Below are 19317 nucleotides of genomic sequence, written 5' to 3' on the forward strand. Positions count from 1 at the left end.
ACCTCTATTCCTCTGCGGGCCAATGGTCCGCAGAGCTGAACCTCACCTTGTTAGTTTTCAGTTTGTTACGACCAAACTGGTTAATCTTGTTGTTGAGTTCGCTGGGTATACAACCACTGTTGAACAAACGAATATACAGCTTGGGGAAGCGTTATATCTCATATTTCTGAACGTACGCCCGCAAGGTGATGCGTTTTCAACCGATATAGAATTGCCGTATGAGGTATATAACAACACAGTTGCTGTTGACCTTTCTCGATTCAGTTATCAGGCGTCACCGACATTAATTGTCCCTAAGGTACTAACTAATGTTCTGCATGGTTCTTGCCGAAACCCCCATCACCCTAGCAAGGATAGTTTGGCAGAAGCAGATGCCTACGTTGCGAAAAGTTATATAAACAGTGATGAACGTCCGAGCCTGTTGATTCTATCTGGCGATCAAGTTTACGCGGATGATGTCGCAGGCCCCATGCTTGTGGCTGTGCGTCAATTAATAAGTGTGCTTGGGATATACAAAGAGCGACCCTTGGAGCTGTCTTTGCCCAACGAATTAGAGTCGCAATTATATATCCGTGATGGGCACTTGCCTAAGGAGCCTTGGCAAAATCGAAGTAAACTAACGCTAGGCTACTGGACACGTAAAGATGAGCCACATTTTTCAAGCGTCAAAGCAGGTAATCATCTAATTTCTTTTGAAGAGTTTGTCGCTTTTTATATATTGAACTTTAGTTCTGAGGCTTGGAAGTTAGTTGAACCGTTTAATTTTAAAATTGACACACTAAATACGAAACATCAAACTCTATTTGAGGCTGAGTCAAGAGCATTAACAGACTACATTGCTACCCTCCCTAAAGTAGAAAGGTTAATGGCGAATATTTCTACATTAATGATGTTTGATGATCATGACGTCACCGATGATTGGAATTTGACACCGAGATGGGAGCAAAATGTCGCTAACTCTCCTGTTAGTAAGCGCATCATTAATAATGGTTTGATTGCATATTGGTTATTTCAAGGGCTAGGCAATGACGCACAGAGTATCTCAGGCGACTTGCTACCTGACTTTTTAAAATCTTTTCAAAATGATACGTGGCAATTTGACAAGTTTGACAGAGCTATAAATCGATTTGGTCAATGGCATTACTGCTTGGATACGACGCCAAAAGTCGTGGTGATAGACACTCGCACGCATAGGTGGCGTAGTGAGCAGGACTTTGATGAACCGAGTGGTTTGATGGACTGGGAAAGTTTAATGGATTTACAGGATGTATTAATCCATCACGAAAGTGTTTTATTAGTGAGCCCAGCGCCTGTTTTTGGTGTGAAGATTATTGAAACCATTCAAGCAATTTTTAACACCTGTGGTGAGCCATTAGTTGTTGATGTAGAGAATTGGATGGCTCACGAAGGTGCAGCAAGAAAGCTTATCGACATTTTTAAGCGTGAAGACACGCCCAAAGAGACAATTATTCTCTCTGGGGACGTGCATTATTCGTTTTGTTTTTCTGTACAGGCTAGATTTGGTCGCCACCACAATCGTATTTGGCAACTGACTGCATCAGGCATTAAAAATGAGTTTCCAAAGGGGCTATTGGCAATTCTGGAGAAATTAGATATTGCGCTATTCTCGACTTGGAGCCCATTCAATATATTTACCAAACGCTGGCAGCTGGCTGTGTCAAAACATAAATCTGATTACGGCAATGGGCGTTACTTGGTGTCTGACTCGGCGATAAGCTTGGTGCGCATGGAAGAAGGTAAGCTGAAGCACTACACCTTACTGCATGGCACAGGCGAAGTGACACAATTCGAACTCAACTAATCACGTAAGTATAGAAGCGCTAAACATAACTTTTGCTATAGTTACCTGTAAGTATAGTGACTTAAGTGGCATTTATGCTATTGATACTGCGCTTTTGTATGATATGTCTTTGCTGGTTATTAAGCCGTAACCAGAGCAAACGAGTACTTTCTGTATGTCTGCTGTCGACTGCGTGTCAAGCCGGAGCCAATCCCATTTTTACAGACACGTCGCAGATTATGCGACGTTTTGATTATGAATCTGGGTTGAGTCAAGTCACCATAATGGCGCTGACAGAGGATCAATTAGGCTATATTTGGATTGGAACTCAAGCAGGGCTCAATCGCTTTGACGGTCATGAATTCAAGCAATTTACCAGTAAACAGCAAGACCCCAACGCACTAGCCGGCGCATTTGTCACGGGATTGTGTCACAGTGGAGAAACAGTATGGATTGCCACAAGCACAGGTTTGAGCGCCTACCACACGGTAACGGGTCGATTTCAAAGCTTTTTGAAAGAAAATTATCTAGCGATCAGCTCTGATCGGGTAAAAAACCTAAATTGTAATGGAAACTACATATCTGTTTCGACTGAAAACCACGATTTTTATGTGATAGATAAAGTCTCACTTGAACCTCAATCTATAAAGTTACAAGGTCGTTTTGCCAGCCATGCAATCACCTATAACGGTCAGATTTACTATATATCTGAGCGTGGCTTTATGACGTTTAGTATGCAATCAAGTAAAAGTGCGCTGTTACTTGCTGGCGACTTCAAGTACTTAGCTTTGCGGGGCGAGCGAGTTTTTTTGATCACAAAAGACAATAGACTGGTTAGCTACGACACTCTGTACGAGCGTATCTTGTGGGAAATAGAAGTTGGTAGCCAAGCAGGTTTGGAGCTAAATACACTACACATATCGACAGATAGATTGTTTGTAGGAAGTAACTTTGGGGTATACCTATACGACTTAAAAGGTCAGTTTAAAAAGCACTGGTTTAAACATGAAGGCCAGGGGCTCGGCTTACAAGATAACAGCATATTGTCCGTCCTTGTAGATAGCAACCAAGATTTGTGGTTTGGAACGGAAACCAGTGGCTTACACTTTATTAGTCAGTTAAGTGAAAACTTTGGGCACGTAAGTGCATTTAACTACCCCGACAGGTCTCTTCCTGAGCCTGATATCAGAAATTTTGCATTGGATCGGTACGACAGATTATGGTTAGCGACATCCTCCGGTTTATATTTTTTTGATGGCGCGGGGTTTGAGCAAGCTCAGCAAGTATTTCCAAAAGTCTCGGTGATGGAAAATGCGTTTATTACTAAATTGCATATCCAAGGCGAGCATATGTGGATCGCGACCCGAGGGTTGGGTATGTACCGGCTGAATATAGCTAACGGGGATTTAATTAATATCATCCCAGATATAGGCAAAGGCCCTGAGCTGAGTTTTAACGATATTATTGAATTTGAGGGCAAAATATTAATGAGCTCTCGTTCTATGGGGCTGCTTTACTTCAATGAAAAAACCAACAAACTTGAACCCTTTTTGCCTTTTGAAGACAAGGCTCCCAGCCATGTTTCCTCGTTATTAAAACAGGGAGATGCGCTTATTTTTGGCAGCATTGGAGATGGTTTATTTAAATATGAAGACGATATACTTTTACAGCTAACCATTGCGAATTCACTGGCGTCAAATATTGTGTTTATGTTGCAAGAAGATAGCTTTGGTCGTATCTGGGCTGGGAGTGAAACGGGCATTTCAATTGTAGATAGTAATTTTTCTGTTGTTAAGGCGATAAAACGATCTGATGGCTTGGCAAATAGCGCTATTTGGGCGCTTTTGTATGATAAACAAAATCATATTTGGTTTGGCACCAGTGGCGGTTTGTCGCGAGTTAATATTCATGACTTTAAGATTGATAACTTTTTTCCAGTAGATGGCGTACAAGGCAACGAATTTAATTACAACGCAAGTTGGCTCGCTCCGGACGGCCGCGTCTTTATGGGGGGGTCCAATGGATTTAATCAATTTCATCCAGAGGAGATCAAGATATCTCCGATTATAAGGCCGCTATTAATTTCTAATATTGAATTGTTAGGTCGTACACTGCACCCATCTAACAACAAAGAACTCAAACTGGCCCCTGAGTTGACTACCCATCTTGAACTTGAATATGACCAAGATATTGTTTCACTGCATTACTCCAGTTTAGATTATGGCTCGGAAGGGCTGAGGTTTTACTATCGTATAATTGGGCTTAGCGAACAGTGGCTTAAATTGGCTGATGGGGTTAGGCAGATCAACTTGCTTAAGTTAGCACCTGGAAAGTATCAAGTGCAGGCCTATACAATTAATCGCTTTAACCAAATTTCACCCGTACATCATTTTGACATAAGAATTAATGCGCCTTGGTGGTGGAATGATTATACAAAAGCAGGCTACTTCTTATTGTCAACATTGTTGCTCTTAATGTGGTTCAGGCAGCGTCAAAAACGCTTCCAGCAAGTAGTTAATGACAATAAAATTATGAATGAATTGCAAGAGCGTTTAGAGCTTTCCCTTTGGGCTAGTCAAGATGAGATGTGGGATTGGCATATAAATTCCAACAAAATTTATCGTCACAGCGTTAAACCTCGCATCGACTATGGGCAATGCAAGTCTACTATGTCGGTCCATGATGCGGTTCAGTTTATTCACCCAAAAGACTATATAAGCTGGGAGGAAAAACTCGAATCTTGCATAGACGGGGAGCAGGATACGTATGAAATAGCGATTCGAGTAAAAACCGTAGATGATGATTGGACATGGGTACTCGAGCGCGGGAAAGTGGTGAGTAGAGATTGCCATGGAAAGGTAGAACGTCTTGCTGGCGCGCTAAAGGATATTGCTGAACTTAAAGCACACCAAAATGCATTGCAGTCGTTAAATGAAGGTTTAGAGATTAAAGTTGCTGTTAGAACTGATGAGCTTTATCAAAAAAACCAAAAGCTAGAACAGGCGATGATTGAGCTAAAACGAACTCAACAAGAGTTAATTGAAAGCGAAAAAATGGCATCGTTGGGCAACGTTGTAGCAGGCATTGCCCATGAAATAAATACCCCATTGGGAATATCAATAACAGCGATTTCGTACAATCAGGAAAGCCTTAAAACGGTTGCGACCAAACTAGAAAATCAGACATTAAAACAGTCTGAACTAGAACTGTCGATTCAGGAGCAACAAGAGGGCTATTTGCTTATGAGTCGCAATTTAGATCGCGCCAAAGAGTTAATTAGTAATTTTAAACAAGTTGCGGTTGACCACTCGAGCGAGGTCCAAAGGGAGATTAATGTCAAAGAGTATGTTGAAGATGTCTTCATTTCACTCAGCCCCTTGGCAAATGGTAAGCAAATAACATTGGCAATTGAGGGGGATACTGAGATAAATGTAAACACCTACCCAGGTGCGCTTTATCAAATACTAACCAATTTGTATAACAATACTATTTTACATGGTTTCGAAGGCAAAGATGAGGGAGAGGTGAGCGTCAATATTCAGCAGTTGGAAGGCTGTTGGTCTTTGACATATAAAGATGATGGCATAGGTATGAACGAGCGAAATTTAAATACACTATTTGATCCCTTTGTGACTACAAAACGAAACCAAGGTGGCTGTGGGTTAGGAATGCACATTGTTTATAACTTAGTTACTCAGTTACTTAAAGGGGAGATATCTGCTTGGTCGAAGCCAAGTAAAGGATTAGAAATAAAACTAAAAGTGCCAATTACCTCCGATAGCGTTGTTTAAGTATAATCCTCCCTAATTAATATTGGGAGGATACAGAGGTTATTTTAACTAATTTATATTGGTCGAAATATCTAAATTAATATCGTCTTTTGCAATTTTCCAAATTTCAGTAACTCGGGTAGTTCCCCCTGTATTTCGACAAACAATTTGAGCCGCTATTAATCCAGTTCTTGCATCATATTGGACAGCTTCATCGAAAGATAAGACATCACTATAAAACCCATTGTTGTGCCTGCGTGCCAAAGCAATAGGGGAGTTACTTTCAATACTAGAAGCAAAGCAAAAACCATCTGGCTCACTATTATCAATATTTAATATCGCTTTGTAGTTTACATCTTGATAAAACCCTGGATAGAGGTGATCACCCTCTAACCACTGAGCTGCATCTATGTTACTTTTTAAGTTTACTTTTGGAGCGGGTGCTAATTTGTGCCTATAAATAGAAACAACGTCGGTATTACCTGCACATTGTGCTTCAACATATTTAGCACTATATTCGTGCCCCTTGGGAAGTTCAGCAGTAAGTATTTTTCCATTGACTTCCATGTGAGACAAGAGTTTATCGGTATTTTCTTCATAGATAGCCGCTTTTTGACAAGGTGTGTTATTTAGATAATGCGGTGTATAGATACGTATGGTATACGCGGAACTTGACTGAGTTACCATGGCATCAATTGGCCCATGTTCATAGAAGGTTACCCGACCTGCATTACCGTCAGTATCGTAGAATAGGGTTCCTGCTAAAGCTTTTGCACTTAATAAAATAGAGAGTGGCATTATCACACTAGGTTTCATTTTTCATTCCTTTTACATGTTGTTAATAACAACCTTACCTTGAGTATAATTAGATGTGAAGCGATATTTTAATGGTTTTATTATTTATTTTAATTGAAGTGTTTTAATGTAATGTAAAATCTATTTATTAATATCTGTTGTTTATATTTTTCAAACAAGCCCCTTTTGAACTACAGTTAGAGGTGTCCTTAAATTTGCCGCTGATGCAAGATGAAAGAGCCAGAAGCAAACCCCCTGACTTTTTATGCACACCAGTGAGCGCTACTAGCAAATAGCAGAAGATATTCGCACCAGTTCAAAGTACAAGGGCTGCGTCCATTTTTGCAGGTGTATCTTAGGTTTTATCAGAGCCGCTAAATTGGAATTGTCCAAAAGCTTAACTAGAGTTTTTTTCAAACAGTTCATTCGAAATAGAGCAAATTGCGGACAGCAGCTATTCCTAGCGTAGTTACATTGTGAATTATCTTGGCACTATGCACCAAGGTGAGTATGTCATAACAGCTGTCAGTCAGACATTAAAGGGGAAAATGCATGCCAATAAAAATCAAGATTGCAGACACCACAAGCCTGATAGATGAATCTTTCAGGCTGAGGTATAAAGTTTTTGTTGAGCAGGAAGGTTACATTGAGCCCAATTCGCAACAGCGCGTATTTGACCGTTTCGATGCGTTTCCAACCACATTTAATTTGGTCTCCATGCTTGATAATGTAGCAGTGGGCGCTTTTAGGTTAGCTATTGATAGCAGCCAAGGCTTACCTGCGGATAGTTATTATGACTTTAGGCAGCATATTCCTATTGGCTCGGTGTTGATGCATGGCGGGATGTTTTGCATTGATCGAGAGTATCGCTCCAGCGGTATGGCCATGGGGCTTATTCTAATGGCCAGCTACCTAGCAATGACAAAAGGTGTAACCCATGTTGTGGCGCCAATTAACCCTGCAATCGGTAATATGCTTAAGCGTATAGGTTTTAAGCAAGTTGCTGACGAGTTTATGGATCCGCAAGTCAATATTTCAGTTTTGCCGCTTATTTTAGATGTCTCTGAAGTAAAAGACTTTTTTCTTAACTTTATAAGGCAAAACGAGTTACATGACTTTCTTTGTGATTATCAGAGGTGGTTTTATAAAGCAGGTGAAACAATCATTTCCTCAGGAACCAAAGGCGATGCAGCATTTGTCATTATTGAAGGCGTTGCGCAAGTAAAACTGCCTAACACTGATACTGTCGTAGCGACAGTAGAAGAGGGAGGTATGCTCGGGGAGTTAGCTCTCATTACTGATGAACCCAGATCGGCAGATGTGATTGCTAAACAGGATGTTGTTGTTATGGTTATCAATAAAGAAGTATTTTTGCACCGCTTTATGAATTCACCAGAACACGCTTTAAAGTTGCTGAAATTGCTAGGTAATCGAACACAAGGCATGCTCAAACAATTGCAGTTGAAAGATGGTTTAGGCAGCTAGTTGACGTGATAAGAAAACAAGGACATGAGCGATGTGTCATGTCCTAAAAAGTGTGTAAGCTGTTACATTACTCGCATGCCTGGCTCAGAACCTTCATCTGGGTTCAGAATATAAATTTCTTTACCACCAGGGCCTGCCGCTAGAACCATGCCTTCTGACATGCCAAAGCGCATCTTGCGAGGTTTTAAATTCGCAACCATAACTGTAAGCTTGCCTTCGATGTCTTCAGGCGCGTACGCAGACTTAATGCCGGCAAATACTTGTCGAGTTTCTCCGCCTAAATCAAGTGTTAGTTTAAGTAACTTTTCAGCGCCCTCAACATGTTCTGCTTTAGCGATTTTAGCTACGCGTAAATCCACTTTTGCAAAATCATTAAATTCGATTTCATCTGCAATAGGCTCTTTAGCAAGTGGACTGTTTGGATCCAAAGTTGGTTTTGCAGGTTCTAAGCTTTCTTTTGAAGCATCCACCATGGCGTTAACCTTATCTAAATCGACGCGTTGCATCAGTGCTTTAAATTTATTGATGTCATGACTAACCAATGGCTCAGCTACGGTTTCCCAGCTTAACTCTGTTGCTAAGAACTGCTCAACATTCGCACTCATTCCTGGCAGTACAGGCTTAAGGTAAGTCAAGATGATCTTGAACATGTTTAATCCAAGAGAGCAAACCTGATGTGCGCGTTCTTGCGTAGCTTCATCTTTAATAAGTACCCATGGTGCTTCAGCATCGATGAATTGGTTTGCTTTGTCGGCAAGTGTCATGATCTCACGGATAGCGCGGCTATACTCGCGGTTTTCATAATGCGTTGCAATGGTATCGGACACAGCGCTAAATTCAGCTAATAATGCTTCATCCATGATTTCATTGCTAAGCTTGCCTGCAAACTTTTTAGTAATGAAACCTGCGCAGCGGCTCGCAATGTTTACAACTTTACCCACAAGATCTGAGTTTACGCGTTGGGCAAAATCCTCAAGGTTTAAGTCTAAGTCAGTGATACCACTGTTTAGCTTCGCTGCATAATAATAGCGAAGATACTCTGGATCCAAATGTTCAAGGTAAGTACGAGCTTTAATAAACGTACCTTTCGACTTTGACATTTTTGCGCCGTTAACTGTTACAAAACCATGTGCGAATACATTGGTTGGTTTTCTAAATTCAGCACCTTCAAGCATTGCAGGCCAGAACAAGCTGTGGAAGTAAATGATGTCTTTGCCGATAAAGTGATACAGCTCTGCGTCTGAGTCTTTGCCCCAGAAAGCGTCAAAATCGATACCGCTTTTATCACACAGGTTTTTAAAGCTAGCCATGTAGCCAATTGGCGCATCTAACCATACGTAAAAGTATTTACCAGGAGCGCCAGGTATTTCGAATCCAAAATAAGGTGCATCACGGCTGATATCCCACTGCTGGAGGCCTTCAGCAAACCATTCTTCAAGCTTGTTTGCCATTTCAGCTTGTAAGCTCCCTGAATGTAGCCACTCTTTTAGCATGCCTTCAAATGCTGGCAGATCAAAGAAGAAATGCTCAGAGTCTTTTAATACAGGTGTTGCGCCAGACATCGCAGAGCGAGGCTCTTTTAACTCTGTAGGGCTGTATGTTGCGCCACAGGCGTCACAGCTGTCACCGTTCTGATCGGTAGCGTCACATGTAGGGCAAGTTCCAGTAACAAAACGATCTGGCAAGAAGATGTTTTTCTCGGGATCAAACAACTGTGAAATCGTACGTTTTTTAATGTGGCCTTTGTCATTTAGACGTGTATAAATAAGCTCACTTAATGCTTTGTTTTCATCGCTGTGTGTACTGTGGTAGTTGTCAAAAACGATATTGAAATCAGCAAAGTCACGTTGTCTTTCAACGCTTACATTCTTGACCATTTCTTCAGGGGTGATCCCTTGCTTTTGCGCATTTAGCATGATTGGCGTGCCGTGTGCATCATCAGCACAAACATAGTACGCTTCGTGACCGCGCATTTTTTGGAAGCGAGACCAAATATCGGTCTGAATGTATTCAAGTAAATGCCCTAAATGAGTTGGGCCATTTGCATATGGTAATGCACTTGTAATGAGAATTTTTCTCTTTGTCATAGTTTTCCCATGGTTAATTAGCCGCTTTGGCTAACGCCAGTGTAACTTTGACTCAATTTGGTGATGAAATTGAGCGCAATTTTTTAGTCCAACTGGATTATGCCCTAATAACGCGATTTTGACTGGTCTTAATTTATCGAATGTTACATAATTCCTGCGTTCTTTTCACCACCTGATGGCGTTTTATTTGTATGTTTGGCATCAAGAAGTTTTTTAGTAAAGAAGATCCAAGACAAACTGAAATTATGAATTTGTTAAATGGCTATCGTAGCGCCATTTTTCCAATGGGAATTCAAAATGAATGGATCTCGTCGATAGAAAAACAAAAGTCAGTTTATCAAATCACCTTAACACTTCCTTTTGCTGCGCGTTCGCAACAACTTGAACTAGAGCAGTACTTACGCAAAGACAACTCTATTGACGTCAGCATCAAGATTGAAACAGCTATTCCGTCCGCGTATAAATTCAAAAAGATCAAACATATTGTGCTAATCGCATCAGGAAAAGGTGGAGTGGGGAAATCCACGACAGCAGTAAATCTTGCATTGGCATTGCAAGCTGAAGGAGCAAAAGTGGGTTTGCTGGATGCAGACATTTACGGACCTTCTATTCCGTCATTATTAGGCCTGGAAGGGCAACAACCTTCCGCAAAAGATGATAAAACTCTTAACCCTATGCAAAAATATGACTTGAATACGATGTCGATTGGTTATTTGGTGCCAGCCGAGAAGGCCACTGTATGGCGAGGGCCGATGGCTTCTCAAGCATTAAACCAGCTTTTGAATGAAACGGATTGGGGCGAACTCGATTATTTAATTGTAGATATGCCCCCAGGAACTGGTGATATTCAATTAACTATGACACAAAAGCTGCCCGCCAGCGGGGCTGTGATTATTACAACACCGCAAGATCTAGCCTTGGCCGATGCACAAAAAGGCATAGCTATGTTTTCACAGGTGAACCTTCCTATTATCGGCCTAATAGAAAACATGAGTTATTTTAATTGCCAGCATTGCGGCGGAAAAAATGCGTTGTTTGGTCAAGATGGCGGGAGTGAATTGGCGGCGCGACATGGCGTTCCACTACTTGCAGAAATTCCTTTGGATATTCAAATTCGTGAAGAGTCTGAAAAAGGACACAATATCATCACTCAGAACACTAAAGTGGCTGAGCACTATACCTATTGTGCACAACTTTTGGGTAGCATGCTCAATCTTCAATCTTCTGATACCACAGGTGTTGAGGTCGTTTTTTCAGACGATTAGGTGCTCCTAAAACATCGATTTGAGAGTTTATTTCGTATACTCACTGGCAATTGTTTGTGTAGTCATCATACTTACCTATGTGATTTTGGGGCGGCTTATTTTTTCATAGTTTGATGGGCATAATTGTAATATTCCAATTAAGCCGAAAGTCTAAATCACTTACTCAAGGAGGTGGGTATGTGGTTGTATATGAAACACATCGTATTCTATTTGTTTCTGCTTGTGAGTGGACAGTGTGCCTTTGCGTCTCAAGGGTATGCCATTGCGCAATTTACAGATACGTCTAATGAATTGTCGGTAGACAATGTCATAGATCGCAGTGCGAGCTTTATACCCGTAGGTGGCGAAGCTAAATTCGTCAAAGGTGAAACTCTTTGGGTTAAAGTGAGCGGCACGCAATATTCCAACGATCTGGTTGCGATAATGAGCACAATTGAGGGCACTGTAAAGCTGTATCAGGTTTTAAGCGGTAAAATTGTTGCATATAAATTAGTTTCCCCTGAGGTTGCTCACCTAGCTCCCAATCTACATATTTTACCTTCTATGTCGCTGTCAGATGGGCAGAGGCAATATGATGTTTATATAAAAGTTAAAGCAAAGTATGGCGGTGTGCTTTCGTTAGATGTGTTGTCAGAGAGTGAATACAGAAAAGCACTGAATTCACGCCTATTTGCAATAGGTGTAAGTAGCGGCATTCACTATTTTATTGCTTTTTTCGTAGCCCTAATGGCTCTGTTTCAATTGAGAAAAGGATTGGCGGTGTTAACTGCCTATTTTGTTTGCATCAGTATTCAAACTGGTGTCTATAGTGGTGCCAATAACTTAGTTTTTCCGAGTGAGGTTGCCAGCTATTTTGCGACATATCAAAGCCAAATTTACTTGCTGTCTCTAATTTTTGCAGTGCTATTTTTACATTACTTTATGGTTTTGAAACGGGCCGAACCCAGATATATTCGCTTGGTGAATATTTCGATTTGGCTTATTGCTGCATTGATACTGTTAGTCGCACCACTAAATGCTCAGGACTCGTTAGTTTTTCATTTGATCGGTAGCCTAATTTGCTGTTTGTTATATTTTGTCGTTCTGAAAAGTCATTTGGTAGAACACCGAGATGAGGTGTTGGCACTGGTCCTGACTTGGCTACCGATTTTTGCGTTAAAAGCGTATATATTTGTTAATCAATTTGGAATTTACTTACCGATAGATGACCCGATCGTAAGCCATTTTCTGATCACCTCACATATTGTATTACTGGCTTTTTATTTATATTGGCACGATAAAAACAAAAAAAAGCAGCTTCTGTTTTATGCGACGCATGATAAAGATACTGGCGCACCTAACCGCTATATGTTGCAGCAAAGTTTAGAGTCACTCGAAAAAAAAGGAAAAGAGCATACTTTACTATTATTTAGACCACTGGTATTGCAGACTATTCGATTGAACATGGGGTGGAGCTTTGCAAATACACATCTTAAAAAGCTGTTGAGTAAAGTAAGCGAGCAATTGAATACCTATGGCAATGCCGTTACCGCTGAGAAAACAAACTCGCACACAGCAATATATCGATTGGATGATTCACTTTTTGCAATTGTCTTGCTTGGTAAATTTGAGTTGAGCCAAGTGGAGCAATTTGTTTGCATTTTGTCAGCGAGCTTCGAAGATGGAATTGATTTTTGTGGAGATTTGCTGGTCGATCAACTGGAAATAGGGGTAGCGAGCAACCCTATTCACGCAGCCAGTGCAGATTCATTGATCCAATGTGCGATGCAGGCTCTTGCCGCCAAACCTGCTGGGACGCATAAATGGCAGCTTTTTGATTTTGGTAATTCCATTGTGTCTCAACGCCGCATCAAAATTGCCTCGGCGTTAAAGGTAGCTATCGAACGTGAGCAGTTAAGTTTGTATCTTCAACCTCAATTACACTTAGATTCTGGCAGAGTATACGGTGCGGAGGCATTGCTTAGGTGGCATCATCCTGAGCTAGGTGTTGTACCTCCCAGTGAGTTTATTCCGATTGCGGAGTCTTCAGGGATTGTGTTTGAATTGACAGAGTGGGTAGTCGAAACAGGGCTCAAGCAACAGGCGGAGCTTGTGGAGCTGCTTGCATCACATACACTTTCGCTGAATATTTCTGGTAAAGACGTTGGTCGAAAAGAGCTTTCTGTTCAATTGATTGAGCTGATCAATCAATATGCATTATCGCCTATTCAAATAGTACTAGAGGTCACTGAATCAGCGACAGTTGACAATGAGAGAACCCTGTATGATACCTTAGCCGATTATCGAAAAATTGGACTTAGAGTGGCTATTGACGACTTTGGAACCGGATACTCGTCTTTGGCTTATCTCAGCCAGCTAGGGTTTGACAAATTAAAAATAGATAAACGTTTTGTTATGGACCTCGAAAGTTCAAAGACCAATCAAACTATCTGTAAAGCAACTTGCGACATGGCACATAGTTTGGGTTCAGTGGTTGTTGCGGAGGGAATAGAAAGCGAGGGGAGCTACAGGCAGCTTCAATCGTACCAATGTGAAATAGGACAAGGCTATTTTATTTCAAGGCCTCTGCCATTTGAAGAGTATAAAGCCTGGTTGCAGCGAATGATCGATGTTGAAGATGTTATTCATTACCTAACATCTTAGTCAAATCGTCACTTATAACTTTGTATATTCGTTGCAACCCAAAGAAAGCTGCTCTAAACAGTTGGACAGAATGCGTGCCAAGGCCATAAAATCAATGGGCTTTGGCAGAATATCTACCATACCAACTTCTGCTAAGTGCTGTTTGCTTAGTTCGTCAATATTGGCCGTCATTGCGATAATATGAGTATGCTCGGCTTTAAGATTTTGTTTAGCAATGATTTTTGCAGCGGTAAGCCCATCCATTATGGGCATGATACTATCCATAAATATAATGTCGTAACATGTTTGTTCACAATTATGTATTGCTATTTGACCGTTGCTAGCGATATCAGGTTCGATATTGAATTTCTTTAAAAATGACGTCATCACTTTTTGATTGATGAGGTTGTCTTCTACCAAGAGCACACGTAGTTTTGACGCATCGAATTGGACGTGGGTAAGAGGCTCTTTTGGCGCTGGCATTTTGGCCTTTTGAAGAGGTAAGTTTACAAAGAAGTGACTACCTTCACCCAAGTTACTGGTAACTTTGATCTCGCCCTGCATTAACTCAATTAATTCTTTTACAATCGACATTCCAAGACCCGTGCCTCCAAAGTGGCTGCCGACTTCGTTTTCTCCCTGTTTAAATGGTTCAAATAAGTTACTGATGCTTGAAGAAGACATCCCAATGCCAGTGTCACGGACTTCAATGAATAAATACAGACTAGAAGAACACTCATCACTGTGCACGTTTAGTTCTACTGCACCAGTATCGGTGAATTTTACGGCGTTGCTGATCAAATTTGTAATAATTTGGTTTAATCGGGTCGAGTCACAATTTACCCAGCAAGACTCGGAAAGCTTTATATTATGTGAAAACTGGATGTCTTTTTTACTAACTAGTTGTTTAGATAATTCGACGAGATCGTCGATGAGCGGCACGATATCGCAAGGTTGGCAGGCGAGGGACAGCCCCTCTTGAGATATCTTTGAAAAGTCTAAAATCTCATTGACTAAGCCTGTCAAAATTTCAGTGCTTCGAAGCGCTAGCTGAATGTCCTCGGTTTTTTTTGTGTAGTCGTTCTCATCCATAGCATTTAGTAATAGTCCATTTATACCGTTCAGCGGGGTTCTCATTTCGTGACTAATTTTGGCTAACAATAAGCTGCGCTCACTCAATAACCGCTCAGCTTCATGTTTTTGCAGTTTAAGCTTTTCTCTTAGTTCAACGTCTGCGGTGATATCCTGTAAGGAGCCAATCAAGCTGATGCATTCACCGTTATGAAATTCAGCTTCACCATGGCAAGAAACCCAAATAGTTCTATTTTGCTTGGTAGTGGCTCTTAATTCGAAGGCCCAAGGTAGGTCATAGTTGATTGCGTCAGATATTGCCTTCGAAAATGCATCTCTGTGTATGCCTTCACTGAAAAATCGCATCCACTGTGAAAGTGTAGGGCTCTCTTCTAAGCTCAAGTTATGGATCCGTTTAGTTTCGTTGCTCCAAAATACTTGTTGCGAAGGTAGATCTATTCGCCAACTGCCAATTGAAGCAACTTGCTCCATTTTTTCTAACGTCTTGTAATTACTTTTTAGCTTGCTTTCGGACTCTCTTCGAGCTAGTTCGAACCCTAGCCATTGAGCAAATAACTCTACATAATCAATATGCTCTGTTGTGAAAGGAGGGCTGATTTTGGCTGCGGAAAAGTTAATCGTCCCAAATATGCGATCGGCAATTCGAATCGGTGCGCCAATATAGGATTCTAATTGGAAGTCTTGATAACAAGGGTGTGTGGAGATTTCACTGTTTCCGGCGTGATGAAAAGACAGCGCTTTGTCTGCATTGAGTGTATGCACACAATAGGTTCCAGTGAGGTCAAATTGGCAGTGAGGGGCGAGATCAGGGTTCTCTGATTCAACATATAAAATGGTATATTGAGAATCTAATACCTCGCTCACGATTGCAATTTCAAGGTCGAATACCTCTAAACCAAACTTTAGAAGGGCCTGTATTTTCTCATCGGTATTTAGGCTTTGTTTTGATACGATGTTATGGAATTGTCTTAAAAAGCTCACAGGTTAAATCCTTCTTTTTTCTTAATAAGCTACAAAGCATCGTTGGATAAGTCAGCCCCTAGACTGGGGTTGATATAATATATTAAAAGTAGTTTAGCGCAATGTGGTACTTTATTAATTCTAAATGATGCAAAAGAAGCCAATGCCAAAAATCTACGACGCTGTGCTATGAAGGGCGTTGCCTAGTGCGCTAAAGTAGTTTTTTATTGCCGCAGTGATTAAGTCAATTTCGTCACCGATAAGAAAACCGCCAGCTAATTCCAATTTGGAATTAAGCACATCTGAAACGAGAAACTCGTTTTGAAATTCGAAGTGCTGGGCTATGACAGACTCAAAGGCACGTGCTGTTAGTTCCTGCGGTAAACTGTAATAGAGTTGTTGGGCGTGTTGATCTAAAGCAATACCGCGTGTGAAAAATGCACTGGGCTTGTTACCTTCGCTGTTAAGCAGAATACGTTTATATATTTCATTGAGTAACTGATTGAGCGGGTGAGAAGTACTTGGGTGAGATGTTAGCCATTTTGCGGAGGCGAAATCACCAGCCGTGCAATGCTCAAAAAAATGTTTACAGATGTAGTGATCAAAGGCATGCCACCACTCATGAGCAAGTGCGCCTCCACCAGCATTTTTGGCCAGCGCCAAAGTTCTTTTGGAAGGGGCGTAATGAGCTTGTACGCCCTTTTGCCCGCCGCTGCCAAATGCCAAATTAAGTGTTCCGCGAAGGCCAATAGCGGTCGGTGGCAAGGATAATATTTGAGCCAAATCAGCAAATGCATCATAAAGTAGGTTTGCGGCAATATGCTGTTCTTCTCTACTGACCCAATTTCCGAGCACGATGGTTTTAAATCCAAAGGTTGACTTTAATTCATCAAAACAGACTTGATCTCCGTAGCGGTAATCTGGGCCGTTACGTTTATAGTGCCTATGAAGTCTACTGTTACTCACTGAGATATCGCTGCTTTACGTCTTCAGGCATAAACTTTGTTTGCTCATGTATCATGCCCGCAAGCAGATCATATAGAGAACCAACAGGCAATGATTCATAGTGACTTAAAAAATAAGCGCATGCTTCCAAAGTAGAAAGGCTATGTAATTGCTCTGCTTTTCTAATGGTGTATTTATTTTCCGGTATTGATGAAAAAGATATCTTTTTTAAACGCGTTAACCAAGGATTGAGCATGGCGATTTTATGTGTTTTTTTCCAAGTACCATCCAATACAAAAAGATATTCAATCGTCTGTTGGTGTCTGTTAATAGTTTCTACGGTGTCTGCGTTTTGGTCTGGATATAACAAGGCGCAGTTACTTATTCGGGCAATCTCTTGTGCTGCTAAAAAATCCTCTGGAGACTCACCTTGAAAAACCTCGATATCTGCCAGCTGTAGCTTGAGCAAACGAACCGTATTTTTCGCCACGGATACTTCGCTTGGATGCTGCAAAACGATAATTTTGGTTTTATTTTGCAGTTTTGGACAAACATAGTCGCAAACACATGTTTTTATGGAAAAGTGACAAATATTACAGGTACTTCTTTTCATAAAGGCTTTTAACAGGTTACAGTGTGCTATATCTTAACATAATTTATAGTTGGCTTTGCTCTTGTTGCGACTCTTAACTAGCATATAGTTATGGCAAAGTGGCGGGTAATAGACAATAAAGGACTTTTATGGACACTAGAATTGATGAAACTTGCTTGGAAAACATGCAGTCTTTGTTGGGGGAGCAGTTCAACGATACTTTGGAGTTTTGTCTAAGTGAATTCGATAGACTGGCTAATGATGTAAAAGCCACGATTGATAATGACTTGGAAGCAGCGACCAGAAATGCGCACAGTTTAAAATCAAATGCGGCACAGTTTGGAGCGATGAGTTTAGCTGATGTCGCCCGCAGCATAGAAATGGCGCTGATAGAAAATAATACTGAACATGCAAAATCACAGGTGAGTGTCTTGTGTGATGAAGTAGTGTCATCAAAAGCGCTACTACAACAATGGTTGACTTCAAGTGTATAAAGGCTTGGGTAAATAAGCACTTTTTTCCCTTGTAATAGGCTGTATTGTCACTCAGTACAGCCGAGTTTTCCTATTTGTCTGTTTGTCATTAAATTATACAACATTTGACCCTTTCCAATTTTCCAATCTCTGGTTATGCTACTCCTGAAATGAGGGGGAAATTATGCATAAAATTAATAAAAGCAATAAATTAAATGGGGTGTGTTACGACATTCGAGGGCCTGTATTATCTCAAGCTCAAAAAATGGAAGATGAAGGTGTTAAAGTGCTCAAATTAAATGTTGGGAATCCCGCCGCATTTGGTTTTGATATGCCTGAAGATATGCATAGAGACATCATTCGAAATTTACGCCAAGGACAGGGCTACTGTGACTCAAAAGGTTTGTATTCAGCAAGAGTTGCGGTATACCAATATTATCAGCAAAAGAGCTTTCCGAATATCAGTGTCGATAATACGTTTATCGGCAATGGTGTCAGCGAGCTTATCCAAATGGTCACGCAGGCGTTGCTGAATGACGGCGATGAAGTCTTGATCCCCGCTCCTGATTATCCACTGTGGACAGCGTCAGTGAAATTATCAGGCGGCGTGCCTGTGCATTATATGTGTGATGAATGTGCAGACTGGTTTCCAGATATTGCGGATATTCGAGAAAAAATTACAAGCAAAACAAAAGCATTAGTATTAATAAATCCGAACAACCCGACCGGAGCAGTTTATAGCAAGGCGCTATTAGAGCAGCTGTTGGACGTTGCCAGAGAGCATAAATTACTTGTGTTAAGTGACGAGATCTACGAGAAAATTCTATTTGATGATGTAGAGCACTTTTCAGTCGGTTCGCTATGTGATGATTTACCAATTATTACTTTTAATGGCTTGGCCAAAACATATCGTGCAGCTGGGCTCAGAATGGGGTGGATGGTTGCGAGCGGGAAAATCTCGGCCATGACAGATTTGCTTGAAGGTTTAAATATGCTCGCCTCAATGCGACTTTGTGCCAACGTCCCAGCTCAGTTTGCTATTCAACAGGCGCTTGGTGGTGTGCAGTCTATCGATGACCTGTTGCTGCCTGGGGGAAGGTTGTACGAACAACGTAATATCGCATGGCAAGGCTTGAATGATATTCAGGGCATATCTTGTGTAAAGCCGAAAGGGGCTCTATATGCCTTTGCCAAATTCGACACTAAGCATTTCAACGTCAAAAATGATGAACTCATGATATTAGATTTATTGCGGGAAGAAAAAATCTTGTTGGTTCATGGTCGCGCATTTAATTGGCCATCACCAGATCATTTCAGGTTGGTTTTTTTACCGCATAAAGATGAATTAGAACCCGCTTTGCAGTCCATGCAACGCTTTTTCGACCATTACCGTCAGTAGGCGTGAAACAGGCCCTTACAAAAGGGCCATG

At 41.1% G+C, this 19317-nt stretch carries 12 protein-coding genes; 7 read left to right on the forward strand and 5 right to left on the reverse strand.

Annotated features, from left to right (window positions below; all coding sequences use genetic code 11):
• The first annotated feature begins 22 nt into the window (after nucleotides 1–22).
• Complete coding sequence (locus tag J8M00_RS06005) at nucleotides 23–1822, forward strand: metallophosphatase (protein WP_211009424.1); 1800 nt, start codon at nucleotides 23–25, stop codon at nucleotides 1820–1822.
• A gap of 74 nt (nucleotides 1823–1896) precedes the next feature.
• Complete coding sequence (locus tag J8M00_RS06010) at nucleotides 1897–5592, forward strand: sensor histidine kinase (protein WP_247687238.1); 3696 nt, start codon at nucleotides 1897–1899, stop codon at nucleotides 5590–5592.
• Between the two features lie 48 nt (nucleotides 5593–5640).
• On the opposite strand, the gene J8M00_RS06015 is transcribed toward J8M00_RS06010, so the two are convergent.
• Nucleotides 5641–6387, reverse strand: coding sequence for a hypothetical protein (locus J8M00_RS06015; protein WP_211009425.1), 747 nt, complete (start codon nucleotides 6385–6387; stop codon nucleotides 5641–5643).
• A gap of 531 nt (nucleotides 6388–6918) precedes the next feature.
• On the opposite strand from J8M00_RS06015, the gene J8M00_RS06020 reads away from it, so the two are divergent.
• A complete protein-coding gene (locus tag J8M00_RS06020; protein ID WP_211009426.1) occupies nucleotides 6919–7851 on the forward strand; it encodes an N-acyl amino acid synthase FeeM domain-containing protein in 933 nt (310 codons plus the stop codon).
• 62 nt (nucleotides 7852–7913) lie between these two features.
• Here the strand turns inward: J8M00_RS06020 and metG are convergent, their stop codons facing one another.
• On the reverse strand, nucleotides 7914–9938 hold the full coding sequence (gene metG, locus J8M00_RS06025; protein WP_211009427.1) for a methionine--tRNA ligase: 2025 nt from the start codon (nucleotides 9936–9938) through the stop codon (nucleotides 7914–7916).
• A 191-nt stretch (nucleotides 9939–10129) separates the two neighbouring features.
• Between metG and apbC the strand changes: the two genes are divergently transcribed.
• The gene (gene apbC, locus J8M00_RS06030; protein WP_211009428.1) at nucleotides 10130–11203 is read left to right on the forward strand and encodes an iron-sulfur cluster carrier protein ApbC; all 1074 of its coding nucleotides are present in this window, start codon (nucleotides 10130–10132) and stop codon (nucleotides 11201–11203) included.
• A gap of 177 nt (nucleotides 11204–11380) precedes the next feature.
• Entirely contained in the window at nucleotides 11381–13846 is a 2466-nt protein-coding gene (locus J8M00_RS06035; RefSeq protein ID WP_211009429.1) for a putative bifunctional diguanylate cyclase/phosphodiesterase, read from the forward strand.
• A gap of 12 nt (nucleotides 13847–13858) precedes the next feature.
• On the opposite strand, the gene J8M00_RS28205 is transcribed toward J8M00_RS06035, so the two are convergent.
• The 3 genes from J8M00_RS28205 to J8M00_RS06050 form a co-directional block, all read right to left on the reverse strand.
• Nucleotides 13859–15898: a GAF domain-containing hybrid sensor histidine kinase/response regulator gene (locus J8M00_RS28205; protein ID WP_211009430.1), complete on the reverse strand. Its 2040-nt coding sequence runs from the start codon at nucleotides 15896–15898 to the stop codon at nucleotides 13859–13861.
• A gap of 153 nt (nucleotides 15899–16051) precedes the next feature.
• On the reverse strand, nucleotides 16052–16843 hold the full coding sequence (locus tag J8M00_RS06045) for a CLCA_X family protein (protein WP_348772545.1): 792 nt from the start codon (nucleotides 16841–16843) through the stop codon (nucleotides 16052–16054).
• Nucleotides 16836–17435 (reverse strand): tRNA-uridine aminocarboxypropyltransferase, encoded by a 600-nt coding sequence (locus tag J8M00_RS06050; protein ID WP_211009431.1) that lies wholly within the window; start codon nucleotides 17433–17435, stop codon nucleotides 16836–16838. Before J8M00_RS06050 ends, J8M00_RS06045 begins: the two co-directional genes overlap by 8 nt.
• A 128-nt stretch (nucleotides 17436–17563) precedes the next feature.
• On the opposite strand from J8M00_RS06050, the gene J8M00_RS06055 reads away from it, so the two are divergent.
• Together J8M00_RS06055 and J8M00_RS06060 are read left to right on the forward strand one after the other, a co-directional pair.
• Nucleotides 17564–17908, forward strand: coding sequence for an Hpt domain-containing protein (locus J8M00_RS06055; protein ID WP_211009432.1), 345 nt, complete (start codon nucleotides 17564–17566; stop codon nucleotides 17906–17908).
• A gap of 163 nt (nucleotides 17909–18071) precedes the next feature.
• The gene (locus J8M00_RS06060) at nucleotides 18072–19286 is read left to right on the forward strand and encodes a pyridoxal phosphate-dependent aminotransferase (RefSeq protein ID WP_211009433.1); all 1215 of its coding nucleotides are present in this window, start codon (nucleotides 18072–18074) and stop codon (nucleotides 19284–19286) included.
• The last annotated feature ends 31 nt before the right edge of the window (nucleotides 19287–19317 follow it).

It is taken from the genome of Pseudoalteromonas luteoviolacea, assembly GCF_018100925.1.
Classification (GTDB): Bacteria; Pseudomonadota; Gammaproteobacteria; order Enterobacterales; family Alteromonadaceae; genus Pseudoalteromonas; species Pseudoalteromonas obscura.

What these genes read in the sequence shown, in the direction of transcription:
- J8M00_RS06005 (WP_211009424.1), top strand. Translation starts at nt 23, where the DNA reads ATGGTCCGCAGAGCTGAACCTCACCTTGTTAGTTTTCAGTTTGTTACG.
- J8M00_RS06010 (WP_247687238.1), top strand. Translation starts at nt 1,897, where the DNA reads ATGCTATTGATACTGCGCTTTTGTATGATATGTCTTTGCTGGTTATTA.
- J8M00_RS06015 (WP_211009425.1), bottom strand. Translation starts at nt 6,387, where the DNA reads ATGAAACCTAGTGTGATAATGCCACTCTCTATTTTATTAAGTGCAAAA.
- J8M00_RS06020 (WP_211009426.1), top strand. Translation starts at nt 6,919, where the DNA reads ATGCCAATAAAAATCAAGATTGCAGACACCACAAGCCTGATAGATGAA.
- metG (WP_211009427.1), bottom strand. Translation starts at nt 9,938, where the DNA reads ATGACAAAGAGAAAAATTCTCATTACAAGTGCATTACCATATGCAAAT.
- apbC (WP_211009428.1), top strand. Translation starts at nt 10,130, where the DNA reads ATGTTTGGCATCAAGAAGTTTTTTAGTAAAGAAGATCCAAGACAAACT.
- J8M00_RS06035 (WP_211009429.1), top strand. Translation starts at nt 11,381, where the DNA reads ATGTGGTTGTATATGAAACACATCGTATTCTATTTGTTTCTGCTTGTG.
- J8M00_RS06050 (WP_211009431.1), bottom strand. Translation starts at nt 17,435, where the DNA reads ATGAAAAGAAGTACCTGTAATATTTGTCACTTTTCCATAAAAACATGT.
- J8M00_RS06055 (WP_211009432.1), top strand. Translation starts at nt 17,564, where the DNA reads ATGGACACTAGAATTGATGAAACTTGCTTGGAAAACATGCAGTCTTTG.
- J8M00_RS06060 (WP_211009433.1), top strand. Translation starts at nt 18,072, where the DNA reads ATGCATAAAATTAATAAAAGCAATAAATTAAATGGGGTGTGTTACGAC.